15 protein-coding genes are annotated in these 14,949 nt (G+C 38.2%); all 15 read left to right on the top strand.

Annotated features, from left to right (window positions below):
• Nucleotide 1 precedes the first annotated feature (1 nt).
• Nucleotides 2-1,849: an ABC transporter ATP-binding protein gene (locus QA584_RS18090; RefSeq protein WP_278270493.1), complete on the top strand. Its 1,848-nt coding sequence runs from the start codon at nucleotides 2-4 to the stop codon at nucleotides 1,847-1,849.
• A gap of 399 nt (nucleotides 1,850-2,248) precedes the next feature.
• Nucleotides 2,249-3,511 carry an Nramp family divalent metal transporter gene (locus QA584_RS18085; RefSeq protein ID WP_278270492.1) on the top strand — a complete coding sequence of 421 codons (1,263 nt, stop codon included), beginning with the start codon at nucleotides 2,249-2,251 and terminating at the stop codon, nucleotides 3,509-3,511.
• Nucleotides 3,512-3,792: 281 nt separating this feature from the next.
• Nucleotides 3,793-4,629, top strand: coding sequence for a DUF5685 family protein (locus QA584_RS18080; protein WP_278270491.1), 837 nt, complete (start codon nucleotides 3,793-3,795; stop codon nucleotides 4,627-4,629).
• A 2-nt stretch (nucleotides 4,630-4,631) separates the two neighbouring features.
• Nucleotides 4,632-5,267 carry a J domain-containing protein gene (locus tag QA584_RS18075; protein WP_278270490.1) on the top strand — a complete coding sequence of 212 codons (636 nt, stop codon included), beginning with the start codon at nucleotides 4,632-4,634 and terminating at the stop codon, nucleotides 5,265-5,267.
• The gene (locus QA584_RS18070; RefSeq protein ID WP_278270489.1) at nucleotides 5,252-5,794 is read left to right on the top strand and encodes a hypothetical protein; all 543 of its coding nucleotides are present in this window, start codon (nucleotides 5,252-5,254) and stop codon (nucleotides 5,792-5,794) included. The genes QA584_RS18075 and QA584_RS18070 overlap by 16 nt, the downstream gene beginning before the upstream one ends.
• Entirely contained in the window at nucleotides 5,761-6,684 is a 924-nt protein-coding gene (locus QA584_RS18065; RefSeq protein WP_278270488.1) for an AraC family transcriptional regulator, read from the top strand. The genes QA584_RS18070 and QA584_RS18065 overlap by 34 nt, the downstream gene beginning before the upstream one ends.
• Before the next feature lie 102 nt (nucleotides 6,685-6,786).
• A complete protein-coding gene (locus tag QA584_RS18060; RefSeq protein ID WP_278270487.1) occupies nucleotides 6,787-7,998 on the top strand; it encodes a multidrug efflux MFS transporter in 1,212 nt (403 codons plus the stop codon).
• A gap of 319 nt (nucleotides 7,999-8,317) precedes the next feature.
• Nucleotides 8,318-8,920 (top strand): isochorismatase family protein, encoded by a 603-nt coding sequence (locus tag QA584_RS18055; protein ID WP_278270486.1) that lies wholly within the window; start codon nucleotides 8,318-8,320, stop codon nucleotides 8,918-8,920.
• A 242-nt stretch (nucleotides 8,921-9,162) separates the two neighbouring features.
• Nucleotides 9,163-9,876 carry a nitroreductase family protein gene (locus QA584_RS18050; protein ID WP_278270485.1) on the top strand — a complete coding sequence of 238 codons (714 nt, stop codon included), beginning with the start codon at nucleotides 9,163-9,165 and terminating at the stop codon, nucleotides 9,874-9,876.
• A 615-nt stretch (nucleotides 9,877-10,491) separates the two neighbouring features.
• Nucleotides 10,492-11,325, top strand: a complete 834-nt coding sequence (locus tag QA584_RS18045) for a sensor histidine kinase (RefSeq protein WP_278270484.1) — start codon at nucleotides 10,492-10,494, stop codon at nucleotides 11,323-11,325.
• A gap of 188 nt (nucleotides 11,326-11,513) precedes the next feature.
• Nucleotides 11,514-12,011 (top strand): NfeD family protein, encoded by a 498-nt coding sequence (locus tag QA584_RS18040; protein ID WP_278270483.1) that lies wholly within the window; start codon nucleotides 11,514-11,516, stop codon nucleotides 12,009-12,011.
• Nucleotides 12,012-12,052: 41 nt separating this feature from the next.
• Nucleotides 12,053-13,030, top strand: coding sequence for a flotillin-like protein FloA (gene floA / locus QA584_RS18035; protein ID WP_278270482.1), 978 nt, complete (start codon nucleotides 12,053-12,055; stop codon nucleotides 13,028-13,030).
• Nucleotides 13,031-13,080: 50 nt separating this feature from the next.
• Nucleotides 13,081-13,482, top strand: coding sequence for a hypothetical protein (locus QA584_RS18030; RefSeq protein ID WP_278270481.1), 402 nt, complete (start codon nucleotides 13,081-13,083; stop codon nucleotides 13,480-13,482).
• Between the two features lies 1 nt (nucleotide 13,483).
• On the top strand, nucleotides 13,484-14,224 hold the full coding sequence (locus QA584_RS18025) for a LytR/AlgR family response regulator transcription factor (RefSeq protein ID WP_278270480.1): 741 nt from the start codon (nucleotides 13,484-13,486) through the stop codon (nucleotides 14,222-14,224).
• A 166-nt stretch (nucleotides 14,225-14,390) separates the two neighbouring features.
• Nucleotides 14,391-14,924 carry a PadR family transcriptional regulator gene (locus tag QA584_RS18020; protein WP_278270479.1) on the top strand — a complete coding sequence of 178 codons (534 nt, stop codon included), beginning with the start codon at nucleotides 14,391-14,393 and terminating at the stop codon, nucleotides 14,922-14,924.
• Nucleotides 14,925-14,949 lie beyond the last annotated feature (25 nt).

Genomic DNA, 14,949 nt, shown 5'->3' with positions numbered 1-14,949 from the left:
TATGGCACAGCAATTTACCAGACAGGAAGCAAAAGTACCGGCAATGGGTAGATTCGGCGGTGGACATAACCGCTTTGCCCCGGGTGCAAAACCCAAAAATGCCAAAGGCACCTTACTGCGAATTGTTAAAATATACATGCGTTGGGCTAAGACAATTTTTATAGCAATGTTACTCACCGTAGTTTCTTCTTTGATTTCTGTGGGGATACCCTTATTCATTGGAAAAACCTTTAATACCTTTGATATCTTACACAGAACCGTAGATATAAACCGACTGATTGTAACCTTGAGTGTTATTGCAGTTCTTTATATTACCAATTGGATCATATCCTGGGTTAACGGTATTATTATGCTAAAGATTTCACAAAAGCTTGTATTTACGCTGCGGTCGGATTTCTTTGAAAAGATGCAAAGGCTTCCCCTTAAGTTTTATGATACCCGCTCCCACGGAGATACCATGAGCAGAATAACCAATGATGTTGATAATATCAGTTCCACCATAGCCCAGACCACTACCCAGCTAATATCAAGTATCCTGACTCTGGTTGGTTCTCTGGCAGTAATGATTGAACTGAATATACCCTTGACCCTGGTAGTATTATTGTGTGTTCCGCTGGTTATGCTGTTAACCAGAGGCATTGCATCAAGGAGCAGGTCGTATTTTAAAGCCCAGCAGCAAAGCCTTGGGACCTTAAACGGTGTAATTGAAGAAAATATTCTGGGGCTTAAAATGGTTAAGGCCTTTGACAAGCAAGAAGATGTGCTGCAGCAGTTCGGTGAGATTAATGAAAAGCTCTTTGACAGCAGTTATAAAGCCCAGGTATGGTCCGGCTTTATGATGCCCCTCATGAACGTAATCAATAATTTCGTCTTTGCGGTGGTGGCAATTGTGGGAGGTATTCTCTCTGTAGGTTATGGACTTTTAGTCGGTACCGTTGTCAGTTTCTTAAGCTATTCCAAACAGTTTGCCCAGCCCCTTAATGCGGTTGCCGGTATGTTTAATACCATCCAGTCCGCCCTGGCAGGTGCAGAACGTGTTTTTGAAATATTAGATCACCTGGAAGAAACACCGGATGAAGAAGAGGCGGTGGAGATGGATCAGCCCCAGGGTAATGTTACCTTTGAACATGTATATTTTTCCTACGATAAAACCAACCCTATTCTTAAAGATGTAAGTTTTAAGGTAAAGGCCGGAGATACGGTTGCTTTAGTTGGAGAAACCGGTGCAGGAAAAACAACCATAGTCAACTTATTGACCCGGTTTTATGATGTGGACAGCGGAACTATTTTGATTGATGAGGTTCCTATTACCCAGGTTAAACGTAACAGCTTAAGAAAGTGCTTTTCAGTCGTACTTCAGGATACCTGTCTATTTACCGGAACCATTATGGATAATATCCGTTATTCCCAAACGGATGCTGCCAACGAACAGGTAATACAGGCTGCCAAAATAGCTCGTGCCCATGATTTTATATCCAAGCTCCCAAAAGGCTATTACACCATGGTATCCGGAGCCGCAGACACCTTAAGCCAGGGACAGCGTCAGCTGATTGCCATAGCCAGAGCAGTCTTATGTGACAGTCCGATCTTGATACTGGATGAAGCAACCAGCAGTGTAGACACCAAAACGGAGAAAGATATCCAGCATGCGTTCCTCAATCTGATGAAAAACCGCACCAGCTTTTTAATTGCCCACCGTTTATCTACCATACGGGATGCGGATTATATTATGGTAATCGGTGATGGTAAAATATTAGAAAGCGGAAATCATAAAAGCCTTATGGAGCGGAAAGGGCGGTATTTTAATATGGTAATCAGCCAGATGGGAAAAATGCCGGAAGCGATATAAGACAAGTTTGGGCAAGCAAATAAACAGCTATCATAACCGTATTACGAATTTGTCTTATAAACAGATTTGGAATACGGTTTTTCTGAGTGTAAAAGTTCTTATCAATACTAAATGATAAACTCTTGACAATAAAGTAAGAATAAATTGAAATAAATGACAGTACAGTGATATAATATGTATAACCTGATAATAATAACAATAGCTCTATAATGGATCAGCCCTAAAGCTAAATTGAACGCATAATCAATGCTTTCTTAATCACCTTCCTTGCTGATTTTATCAAGTATACCAAGACAAAAATAACTGGAGATTTGAATTATTAAATTATAGTGTAGTTCCATAAGTCTAGAGAATCAATATATAAGAAATTAATAGAAAAAATAAAGATAGGAGCAATTTATGAAGTTAAAAAACATTTTAAATACCACCGGACATAAACCGACTTTCGGGCTTCGTGAATTATTGGGATATATCGGTCCCGGCTTACTGGTAACAGTCGGCTTTATTGATCCAGGAAACTGGGCCTCCAATATTGCCGCCGGTTCCGAATACGGATATAAACTGTTGTGGATGGTAACCCTTTCAACCATTATGTTAATTTTACTGCAACATAATGTAGCCCATCTTGGTATTGTAACAGGAGATTGTCTGTCGGAGGCAGCCAAGAAGCATTTAAAACCCTGGCTTTCCCAAACGGTGCTGTCAACCGGAATTGTTGCAGCTATATCTACCGCTATGGCAGAGATTTTGGGAGGAGCCATTGCCTTAAACCTCTTGTTTCATCTGCCTGTAAAAATTGGTGCCGTATTAATCTTAATCTTAATAATCACACTGCTTTTTACTAATACATATAAAAAACTGGAAAAATGGATTATGGGTTTTGTATCCATAATCGGTATTTCTTTTTTGTATGAATTAAGCCAGGTCAATGTAAACTGGGGAGAAGCAGCAAGAGGCTGGACGGTTATCCAGTTTCCGGCAGGCTCAATGCCCATCATTATGTCGGTACTAGGAGCTGTAGTTATGCCTCATAATTTATTTCTTCATTCAGAGGTCATTCAGAGCAGGCAGTGGAACCTGGAAGAAGATACTGTAATTAAGAAACAACTAAAGTATGAATTTATGGATACCCTGCTTTCTATGATTATAGGCTGGGCAATTAACAGTTCTATGATTATCCTTGCGGCAACTACCTTTTTTGTAAACCATGTAAAAGTAGATGAACTGGGTCAGGCACAGCAGATGCTGGTGCCTATCGTAGGTAATCTGGCAGCACTTATCTTTGGTATTGCTTTGCTGCTCTCCGGAATTTCCTCTACCATGACTGCCGGAATGGCCGGCGGCTCCATATTTGCCGGTATGTTCGGAGAGCCTTATGATATTAAGGACAGACATACTAAAATCGGTGTCGTGGGTATCTTAACTATGGCTACCATTATAATATTTCTGGTAAACGATCCCTTTCAGGGTCTTATTTACAGCCAGATGTTACTAAGTATCCAGCTTCCGATTACCGTATTCCTTCAGATTTATTTAACCTCTTCAAAAAAGGTTATGGGTAAATATAAGAATTCTCTGGGGCATAACATTACCCTGTGGATTATAGCCGTTATACTTGCGGTGCTAAATATAATGCTCTTTTCAAGCTATCTGATTAATTAGTAACGAAAGACGGATATAAGGGATTGTTGTAAAATTCTAAGTTATTGAACTTGGGTCTGGAATAAGGATTATGTTTTCCGCAAGATTTCGGAAAATATAATCCTTATTCCAAACCTAAGTAATCTACGTTTATATATAGCAGCATTCCAATTTAATTGATTTAATTTAAGAAATTTTATAAAGATATAATGATTTCTTAAGGATTGATTTAGGCATTTCCATTTAATTTTTGGAAAAACTATGTTATACTATATAAATTCTTAAGGATTTCAGGAGGATTTATGTTTGGGTATGTCAATATATATAAACCTGAATTAAAAATGAAAGATTTTTATAAATATAAAGCTTATTACTGTGGCCTATGCAAAACCTTAAAAGATAGATACGGACGTCTGGGTCAGATGACGTTGTCCTATGATATGACTTTTCTGGTACTCCTGCTGACCTCATTATATGAAAGTGATACGGTAAAGGACCAAAACCGGTGTATAATACACCCTGTAAAAAAGCATGATACCCTGTGTAATGAAATAACAGAATATGTGGCAGATATGAATATTGCCCTGTCCTATTACCATTTTCTGGATGACTGGCAGGATGAAAAAAGTGTGGCAGGTCTTGCGGGGTCTAAGGCATTAAAACGTGCTTACGGTAAGATAAACGGGAAATATCCCAGGCAGTGCAGTGTTATCAGAGAATGTTTAAACCGTCTTATGGAAAGTGAAACACAGAAAGAAACCAGTATTGATATCGTCTCCGGATGCTTTGGAGAACTTATGGCAGAATTATTCGTATACCGCCAGGATATGTGGGAGGATTCCCTTAGAAAGACCGGATTTTATCTGGGAAAGTTTATATATATTCTGGATGCTTATGATGATTTGGAAAAGGATATTAAGAATAACAGCTATAATCCTTTAATCGGTATATCAAAGGATGAAGATTATGAAGAAAAATGTATGTCTATGCTGAATATGATGATGGCAGAGACTACCAGAGAGTTTGAAAAACTCCCTTGCCTGCTTGATATCGATATTCTCAGGAACATCCTCTATCTGGGTGTCTGGTCAAAACTTGAAACGTTGAAAAAAGAAAGAAATGAAAAGGAAGGAACATAATAATGATAGCAAATCCATATAAAGTACTTGAAGTATCACCGAATGCCTCCAATGATGAAATTAAAAAAGCTTACAGAGAGTTAAGCAGAAAATACCATCCCGATTCCTATGTGAATAATCCCTTATCCGGATTGGCAGAAGAGAAATTTAAAGAGGTTCAGGAAGCCTATGATCAGATTATGAAAGAACGGGAAAGCGGCTCCTTCGGAAACACTTCCTACGGCGGAAGTAATTCTTACGGACAGACAACCTATTCCGGTGATTCCGAAGAAGATAATGCGCATATGACAGCGGTCTATAATTATCTGGCGGCAAGACGCTACAGAGAAGCACTGAATGTACTTTCAGGTATTTCTAACCGCTCGGCCAGATGGTATTATTACAGTGCTGTTGCCAATGCCGGTATCGGCAATAACCTCATGGCTTCTGAACATGCCAGACAGGCAGTCAATATGGAGCCAAATAATGTGGAATATAATAATTTTCTGAATCAGTTTCAGTGGCAGAACCAAAGGTATCAGAATACCAGAGGAAATATGGGCGGCGGTGGTCTTGGCACTGGTAATTTCTGCTGTGATTTATGGTGTGCGGATACTTTATGTGAATGTATGGGAGGAGATTTGTGCCAATGCTTCTAAATGCAAAAAAACTGTCATTTTTAAGTCTTTTGCTTGCACTCGCTGTAATACTGGTAATACTAAGCGGTATTTTGGAATTTAATACCCTGTTTTTACTTGCCTTAGCATCCTTTGGTGCCGGAATTGCCATCAGGGAATGCGGTCTGCGTATCGGCTTCGGCTTTTACATAGCCAGTATTCTACTTAGCTTTTTCCTGGCACCTAATAAATTTTACTGTATTACCTTTGCAGCCATGGGTTTCTATCTTGTTGTGGCAGAATTTACATTTAATAAGCTGATTCACGTTAATTGGAATATGACAAAACGAAGCGTATTCCTTTGGAGCATTAAGTTTTTTACTTTTAACCTGATGTATATTCCAATTCTACTCTTTTTACCGAAGCTATTTTATCAGGGTGAAATTAAGAAGGAATTACTGGCTCTTTTCTTATTAGGCGGTCAGGCCGTATTCGTCATTTATGATAAGGCCTACGACTATTTTCAAAAGTATGTATGGAGCAGAGTGCGGGGAAAATTAAATCTATAACAGGTGCCGGCTGGCAGATGGGAACGTTTATGAATGGTAACAATCTCTTTTTTAAAATTCTTTACTGCAACGGCAGGAACATAAATGAGGATGATAAAAGTTCAACGAAACCAAACGAATCCGGAAAAAGAATGAAAAAGCTGGCAAAACAGTTAAAACATCATGAACTCCTCTATATTACTGAAGGAAAGGGCAGTATACTCATTGAACAAAAGAAATACCCCCTTAAAGAAGGAATGTTGTTTTATCTATGTCCGGACATAACATATAACATAACCCTCGAAATGGAGGGACCAGCCTGTTTTCTGTCGGTACATTTCAGCTGTGCCTTAGTAACGTTTAATGATAATGTATGGGATATCAAAGGGGAAGATGGTAATCTTAGTTTCCAGCCCATTCATGAATTAAAGGATTATTACCAGGTGGAGGATATTTTTAAAAAGCTGGTGGATAGCTGGAATAAAAAAACCCCCGGATATGAATTTGTGACAAAGACTTTTCTTTGTCAGTTAATGATAGCTATCAATCAGAATATAAAGAAGCAAAACCAGAATTATTCCATTTCCTTAAAAGTAGAAAAAGTTATCGAATATCTGCATCAGAATATTTCGAATAAAGTGACCTTGCAGGAATTATCAGACCTGGTCCATATCTCACCCTTTTATTTATCCAGAGCATTTAAGAACAGTACCGGGTACACGGTAATCGAATATTTCAATAAGATCAAAATCGATAAAGCTAAGGAGCTTATGATTGAAAGTGATAAAAAGGTAAAGGATATCGCACAGATGATAGGGTTTGGGGATGAATTTTATTTCAGCAGAATATTTAAAAAAATAGAAGGAATCAGCCCCTCTGAATTTTATAGCAAATATGTCCATGGAATTTAATATAATGCATGGTGAAAGCCTGACTTTTCAGTTAAAATAACCGTACAAAATAATTCATTACTTAAGTACGGATTAAAGTTTAACAAAAGGAGGCTTATTTTTATGCCTATTTGGAAAAGAAATTTGATTGTCTGCTGGTTTGGAATGTTTGTAACCGGCATTGGTATGAGCCAGATTGCACCTGTGTTACCTCTTTATATAAATCAGCTGGGGGTAAATAATACGGCTTTGGTTACTAAACTTTCAGGAATAGCTTTTGGCATTACCTTTATTATATCCGCTATATTTTCTCCCATCTGGGGTCATGCCGCCGACAAATTTGGCAGAAAGCCCATGCTCTTACGGGCTAGTCTTGGTATGGCCGTTGTTATAGGGATTATGGGTTTTGCACCGAATGTATATGTATTAATTGGCTTAAGATTATTGCAGGGTGCTATTACCGGTTACGGTACTGCCTGTACTACTCTGATCGCAACTCAGACTGACAGGGAAAATGCCGGCTTTGCCTTAGGAACCCTTTCAACCTCCAGCATAGCAGGTTCCCTGCTTGGACCCGTGATCGGAGGACTTATTGAAGAAAATCTGGGACTTAGAAATGTATTTTTTGTAACAGGGGCACTGCTTTTCGTTGCATTTATTACAACCTTGTTATTTGTTAAAGAGAGCTTTGTTAAGGAAGAGAAAGAAGTAATGAGTTTTAAGGAAGTATGGAATCTTATACCGGAGAAGAGCCTAACGATTACCATGTTTGTAACTTTTTTTATCTTAACGGTAGCAATGTATTCGGTGGAGCCAATTATAACCGTTTATGTAAATCAACTCATTAAAAACGCAAGCCATGTTGCACTGATAGCGGGAGTTACCTTTTCTGCTTCGGGATTCGCCAATATTATTGCGGCACCAAGACTTGGAAGGCTTTCTGACAAAATCGGAGCGCATAAAGTAATTCTGGTATCCCTGATTGCCACAAGTATAATATTTATTCCCCAGGCATTTGTAAAAAACGCCTGGCAGCTGATGGGACTGCGCTTTTTGCTTGGGTTAACCATCGGTGGATTGTCACCTTCTGTTAATATTATGATAAAGAAAATAACTCCCTCGTCCTTAACCGGAAGAGTATTTGGATTTAATATGTCCGCAGGCTACTTAGGCGTGTTCGGAGGTTCTGTTTTAGGCGGACAGGTGGCGGCTTATATGGGTATGAAATATGTATTTTTTATTACCAGCAGCTTATTACTGATCAATGCAGTCTGGGTTTATTTTAAAGTCTACAAAAGACTTAATTTGATAGGTATTGCTGATACAGAAATGTGATTATTTAATTAATTAACGGGAGGCATAATAGAGGTAATCAGCTAATAATTAAAAAATAGGAAAGCAGATATTCGGTTATTAGAAATAATAAAAGGATAGAAACTTTACACTTTATAAGTAAACGAAAGTATGTTTAGAACTTTGCACTTGATAAATAAACGAAAGTATGTTTAGAACTTTGCACTTGATAAATAAACGAAAGTATGTTTAGAAACTTTACGCAGGATCATATAAGCGGATGTAAGTTATAGAAACTTTACAACGGATAACTAAAGGAAGTATGTTATAGAAAGAGAAAATAACAGGAAGGATACTTTATATGTTAGAACATAGTAAAATAATAGCAGATAAAACGGCACTGGTAGTAATTGACTTACAAAACGGAGTAGTAAGAAAAGAGCTTGTTCCATATACCAACAAACAGGTTATACAAAATGCAGGCAGATTGATAAAAGCTTTTACAGAAGCAGGTGCTTTCGTCGTAATGGTTAAAGTCTCAACGGCGGATGGGAAAGACTTATTAAGGCCGAATACGGACGAAAAGGCAGATCCGGCATTAAGAATAAACCCGATTCAATTAATAGAAAACTGGGACGGATTTTTACCAGAATTGAATGTGCCTGATTCTGCTCATGTTATAACAAAACGGCAATGGGGAGCGTTTTACGGTACCGATCTTGATTTACAATTAAGACGGAGAGGCATTGATACTATTGTATTATGCGGTATAGCAACTGAAATTGGTGTGGATACCACGGCAAGGGAAGCATATCAGCATGGATATAACCAGATTTTTGCAGAAGATGCAATGGGATCCTCGGAGACAGAAGCACATGAATTTGTCTGCAGACACATTTTCACACGGATGGGAAAAGTAAGAACCTGTGCAGAAGTACTCAGCTTGATAAGTGAAGAAGTATAAAAAGAATAAAACAATAAAATGTATGAAACTATAAAATGAATGATAAGTGGCTGTTGCAAATCATAAAACGTATACACTCCGAGTAAGTTACGTTGTGGATATTGCAGCAGCCCTTTTGCTGTGGTTTAAGAAGAACAATCAATATATAAAAATTATATAAAAATTCCTTTTGTAAATTGAAAATATAGGAATTATCTAATATAATACGTATAATAGTAATAGATTTTAATAGGAGGAAGCATATGGACTATTTAAAAGCAATTGACGAAAGAATATCCCGCCGCACCTATCTGGACACCCCGGTTGAACCCAATAAGATAAAAACTTTAAACGATTCGATAAATAAATATAATCAGGAAGCAGAGCTAGCAATGGAACTGATTCCTGACGGAAGCAAGGCATTTAACGGTCTGAGAAAAAGCTACGGTATGTTTAAAAATGTCAGGACAATCATTGTACTGAAAGGAAAAAAGGAAGATGCCGACTTAAAAGAAAAACTGGGACAATATGGCGAATTACTTGTCCTTGAAGCCACCGGGATGGGTCTTGGGACCTGTTGGGTTGCAGGTACCTTTGACAGAAACAATGGAGTTCTTAATGTTGGGGATAAGGAAGAACTGGTCTGTGTTATTACGGTAGGCAATATTGCAGCAGAGCAGACCTTTAAGGAAAAGCTGGTACGCGGTATGACTCACCGTAAGACAAAAGCAGCAGAGGAACTTTATAAGTCGGATGTTCCGGCTCCCCAGTGGCTGTTAACCGGAATCCATGCAGTGCAAAAAGCTCCGTCTGCCGTTAACTTACAGCCAGTGAAATTTGAATTCAGAAATGGTATATTAACTGCCAATGTGGAAGAGGAACGTTATTTAACAGACCTTGGGATTGCCAAAGTACATTTTACCCTGGCAGCAGGCGGCAATTTTGAACTTGGAAATCATGGTGAATATCATAATTAGGGTAAACAGCTTGGGTTGGAATGAGTAGGTTTACTTTAGTATTCGATCAGGCTTTTGAAAATCAGAATTCTACGGCTTATAAAGCGTAATCGATATAAGGCAGAAAACTTTAAAATTAATTTAAGGTTAGCGGATTATATTATATGAAGTATCTAATGAGTTCTCTCAGAATTTCTGGGGGAACTTTTTTGTTGCATAGGAAACTTCTTCGAACTTACCTATGCAATAAAAAAGCCTTCCAGGCAGGATGCGCATGACGCACTTAAGGATGATTGTCACTGTCGTGACAGTGTGTCAGCGCTAGAGTCTGGCGAGCCAGACTCTTTGTTCAAGTAAAATTTAGTTCGGAACTCGAAAATAATCTGCATATATCGTATAACTGCATTTGAGCAAGGATAGTAGGGCAGTATCTTAATCTCCAGTAAATAAAAGTTGGAACATAAAAATATACATAATACCTTCAGATGCATTCTTTGGTAAAATATGTTATACTAGCAAAGAGTTATTCATGTATAATAAATACTGATTAGTTTGAATTTATTTCAGATTAGTTGGGTTCTGAACCGAGTCGGTTTACTAAACTATCTAGGATAACAGTATGAGTGGAGGAGTACCTTGAATATAAAAAAAATAGTGGCAGCATTATTAACGATTAACGTATTGCAGTTTATAGTCGGAGCAGCAATCTGGATAGCCGCAGGAAGTACTATTCTGGGGGAATTTAATATATACCTTTATATAGCTATGGGGATAATGCTTCTTAGCAGTTTAATTACCATATTCGGTCTTTATTTTGCGGGCAGATATAAGTATGATAACTGGGAAGAAAGTCTGAAGGATTTGGAGGAGTTTAATACAAAACTCCGTGCCCAGCGCCATGACTATCTAAATCATTTTCAGGTTATCTATGGGCTTATGGAACTGGAGGAATACGAAGAAGCAAAGAAATATATTGCTCCGGTATTTAAAGATATTATGAAAGTCAGCAAAGCATTAAAGACAGCCCAACCAGCAGTAAATGCCCTGTTACAGGCTAAAATAGAAGCAGCGGAAAAAAATAATATCGACCTGTTTTTGGAGATTCGCTCCGACTTAAAAAATATTCCCATGGAGCCCTGGAATTTATGTAAAGTTCTGGCTAATATCATAGATAACAGCATAACGGCATTGTCCGAAGCGAAGGGAAATAAAGAGAAAAACATCCGGTTTGAAATCGGTGAAGATAAAGAAAGTTATAACTTCCTGATATGTAATAACGGTCCTAAAATACCCGAAAATCATCTGGAGGATCTGTTTAAACAGGGCTATACAACGAAAAATGAAGAAGGTCATGGCATGGGGCTCTATATTGTTTCAAAAATCATGAAAGAGGCAGATGGCATAATATCGGTTACGTCCTCGGAGGATAAAACCTGCTTTTGTATGGAGGTACCCAAAAAACGGGTGTAATTCTTTAAACTGATAAGCCCTGCACAAGTCCGGGGTACCGATCCTCTGGCTAAAACATAATTGTAATTTAGAGGATAAAAAATGACATTATAACCTTTTAGGTGTATAACTTGGAGAATATGTATTTATAAAATTATGTTCAGGTATATATTTGTATTATACTAAAACCTGAAAGGAGGATATTAACTATGTTTGGGGATATAGAAGGTCTGATAATTCTGGCTGTCATTCTTTTTATTACCGGATTTATTCTAATCGGTATAGAAATGATTACACCAGGCCTGCATGCACCGGGAGTTATAGGGACTACCTGCCTGCTGATCGGAATATTTTTAGTGTCGGATACAGTAGCAGAAGGTGCTGTTATAACAATAATTGTCTTAGCTCTGCTGGGTATTATGTTAGCGGTTATATTAAGTCTTCTCTCAAGAGGTAAGTTAAAATCACCAATTATATTAAAAGAAGAGCAGAATAAGAATAAAGGTTACATCAGCTCAAGTGATTTGAATTATCTTTTGGGAAAAGTAGGAACAGCAACTACCGACTTAAGACCCACGGGTACCGGTAACTTTGACGGCATAGAATTTGACGTAATATCGGAAGGTAAATACATTACAAGAAATACAAAATTAATGATATATAAAGTGCAGGGCTCAAAATTAATAGTAAAAGCGCTTGCGGATTAATTATTAATAACGAAAATCATTTTAGAAAAGAGGATAATAGTATGACGGGAATAGTAGGAATCATTATATTAATAGGTGTTATCGGGTTATTTATTATTTTATTTTTTAGTTTTGTTCCGGTTGGATTATGGATTTCTTCCTTGGCAGCCAATGTTAGAGTGAGTATTTTTAATCTTGTGGGTATGCGCTTAAGGCGTGTTTCGCCATCTAAAATTGTGCTACCCTTAATTAAAGCAACCAAGGCAGGGCTGAACTTAAGCGTAAACCAGCTGGAAGCACATTACCTGGCCGGCGGTAATATAGACGGAGTAGTAAATGCACTGATTGCGTCGGAACGTGCCGGAATTGAACTGCCTTTTGAAAAAGCAGCGGCAATAGACCTAGCAGGCAGGGATGTATTGGATGCGGTAAGAATGAGCGTTAATCCCAAAGTCATTGAAACAACCAATGTATCGGCGGTTGCAAAAAACGGTATCGAACTGCTGGTTAAAGCAAGGGTAACCGTGAGGGCGAATCTGGAGCGATTAGTCGGTGGTGCCGGTGAAGCAACTATTTTAGCCAGAATCGGAGAAGGTATTGTTACTACGGTAGGTTCCTCCCAGACCCATATGGAAGTTTTGGAGAATCCGGATTTTATCTCAAAAAGAGTACTTGGAAAAGGGCTTGACTCCGGTACGGCATTTGAGATATTATCCATTGATATTGCTGACATTGATGTTGGAAGAAATATTGGTGCCCACTTACAGACCCTTCAGGCAGAAGCTGATAAGAATATTGCACAGGCAAAAGCAGAGGAAAGAAGAGCCATGGCAGTCGCCAGGGAACAGGAGATGAGGGCCTATGTTGTTGAAGCGGAAGCAGAAGTGCCAAAAGCGATGGCATACGCATTAAAGGAGGGTAAGCTTGGGGTTATGGATTATTATGATATGCAGAATATAAAGGCAGATACCCGGATGAGGGAAAAGATTTCAGAATCTGCCAGGGAATCCATATTTGAAGAGAAAAAAGATAACATGTAATGACTTATTATTGAACTTTAGCATGTATAAACATGCGGATTGGAGTTCCAATGTATAATATAAACATAAACTCAGCTGCGAAATATTTGGGTGTCGGATTCTTAAAATCTAGTGTAAAAACAGAGGGAGAACCGTATGGCGAGTCAGACATCGGTAAAAAGAAATCATGGTATACAGGTAAAAATTCTAGTAAAAATAGTAATGAAAATAGCGGTAAAAGGACGGGTCCATCTTTGGTATCTTCTAAAATATCCGGGAAGGATGCACAAAACACAGAAGGCAGCATAGATTCCCTGAATCAGGATATATTTGAAGAGGATATGGGTAAAAAGGTAAATATGGGCTTGGATGGATTTCAAACCATTACCGTTAGCAGAAAGAAGTTACAGGACGCTGTTATCTGGTCTGAAATAATCGGAGAACCATTATGTAAACGCAGAAAGAGAAGATGATATGGCGATAAAGGTAATTTTAATAGAAGATGAAAGCGGCATACGCAAATTACTCCGCAAAATAATAGAGAGGAATGAAGGCTTTGAAGTTGCAGGCGAAAGCGATAACCTGGCTGATGCCATAGCTTTATTCCGCAGGACGAAAGCGGAGGTTGTATTTCTGGATATTGAGATGAATGGTGCCAGTGGACTGGATTGTGCTAAAATAATAGAAGATTTAGAACCGAAAACAAAAATTATATTTGCCACAGCCCATTCCGAATATATGTCCGATGCCTTTGAATTATATGCCTTTGATTATCTGGTAAAGCCCTTTAACGTTGAGCGGGTCAATCATACCCTTGACAGAATACGGTCATTTTCAGAAACCATGAAACATGATGATCTGGATAAAATCGTGAAATACGAGAGGGGCCTTGATAAACTCTTAGTTAAGGGAAAGGAAAGTATCAGTTTTGTAGATATAAAAGATATTATTCTGGTTCAGCGGGAAAACAGCAGCACAGTTATTTATACCAGGCAGGACTCCTTTATAACCTCAGCCGGGTTAGGAGATATCGAATCAAAATTAGATCCGGAACAGTTTATGAGAAGCCACAAATCTTATCTGATTAATATCTCTCAGATCAAAAAGATAGAACCTTACGGAAGATGGACATATATAGTTAACTTTAAAGACCTTGATAAGGATGCCTTAATGACGGCAGAAAAATACGAAGAAATTAAAAAAAGATTTTTATAACGACCAAACCTGTCTGGTGGTACCATCAACTATATTTATTGTTGATGGTACCACCAGACAGGTTTTATTAATGCGAAAATAAACTGCAAAATAAAAAATTAAGTTGACAAACCATATTAACATATGTTATTAATAACATATGTTAATATTATAAGGAGTGAAAAAAATGTCAATCAATCATGCCATACTAGGAATATTAAGCTGTAGGTCTCTGACCGGTTATGACCTGAAAAAGATTATACAGGACTCCCCCTTTATGTACTGGTCGGGTAACAACAATCAGATTTATAAATCCCTTGTTGAATTGTTAGAAGAGGGCTATGTTACGAATGAAGTACAACATCAAGAGAGTTCTCCTTCCAAAAAGATATATACCATAACCGCGGAAGGGACAGCCGAATTGAAAAGGTGGGTGCTATCGGCCGCGGAACCGCCGGAATTAAAGAAGCACTTTCTTGTCCAGTTAGCCTGGGCAGATCAGTTATCTTCAGAAGAATTAAATACATTGATAGCTGATTATGAGGAAGAGGTCAGGATGCAGATACTGATGCAAAAGGAAAAGCACAAAAGAGGAACCTTTGCCCCGGCAAGGACCAAAAGAGAAGTTTATCTCTGGGATATGATTCATGAAAATATAATAGCATCCTATGAAAGTGAGTTAAACTGGCTGGAGAAGCTTCGCAACGGAATCACCAATTAAAGTATAAATCAAAAGGAGATGAGTA

This window comes from Anaerocolumna sp. AGMB13025, assembly GCF_029689925.1.
GTDB lineage: Bacteria > Bacillota > Clostridia > Lachnospirales > Lachnospiraceae > Anaerocolumna.
This window is presented reverse-complemented; position numbering and strand designations above follow the sequence as displayed.

What these genes read in the sequence shown, in the direction of transcription:
- QA584_RS18090 (WP_278270493.1), top strand. Translation starts at nt 2, where the DNA reads ATGGCACAGCAATTTACCAGACAGGAAGCAAAAGTACCGGCAATGGGT.
- QA584_RS18085 (WP_278270492.1), top strand. Translation starts at nt 2,249, where the DNA reads ATGAAGTTAAAAAACATTTTAAATACCACCGGACATAAACCGACTTTC.
- QA584_RS18080 (WP_278270491.1), top strand. Translation starts at nt 3,793, where the DNA reads ATGTTTGGGTATGTCAATATATATAAACCTGAATTAAAAATGAAAGAT.
- QA584_RS18075 (WP_278270490.1), top strand. Translation starts at nt 4,632, where the DNA reads ATGATAGCAAATCCATATAAAGTACTTGAAGTATCACCGAATGCCTCC.
- QA584_RS18065 (WP_278270488.1), top strand. Translation starts at nt 5,761, where the DNA reads ATGGAGCAGAGTGCGGGGAAAATTAAATCTATAACAGGTGCCGGCTGG.
- QA584_RS18060 (WP_278270487.1), top strand. Translation starts at nt 6,787, where the DNA reads ATGCCTATTTGGAAAAGAAATTTGATTGTCTGCTGGTTTGGAATGTTT.
- QA584_RS18055 (WP_278270486.1), top strand. Translation starts at nt 8,318, where the DNA reads ATGTTAGAACATAGTAAAATAATAGCAGATAAAACGGCACTGGTAGTA.
- QA584_RS18050 (WP_278270485.1), top strand. Translation starts at nt 9,163, where the DNA reads ATGGACTATTTAAAAGCAATTGACGAAAGAATATCCCGCCGCACCTAT.
- QA584_RS18040 (WP_278270483.1), top strand. Translation starts at nt 11,514, where the DNA reads ATGTTTGGGGATATAGAAGGTCTGATAATTCTGGCTGTCATTCTTTTT.
- floA (WP_278270482.1), top strand. Translation starts at nt 12,053, where the DNA reads ATGACGGGAATAGTAGGAATCATTATATTAATAGGTGTTATCGGGTTA.
- QA584_RS18030 (WP_278270481.1), top strand. Translation starts at nt 13,081, where the DNA reads ATGTATAATATAAACATAAACTCAGCTGCGAAATATTTGGGTGTCGGA.
- QA584_RS18025 (WP_278270480.1), top strand. Translation starts at nt 13,484, where the DNA reads ATGGCGATAAAGGTAATTTTAATAGAAGATGAAAGCGGCATACGCAAA.
- QA584_RS18020 (WP_278270479.1), top strand. Translation starts at nt 14,391, where the DNA reads ATGTCAATCAATCATGCCATACTAGGAATATTAAGCTGTAGGTCTCTG.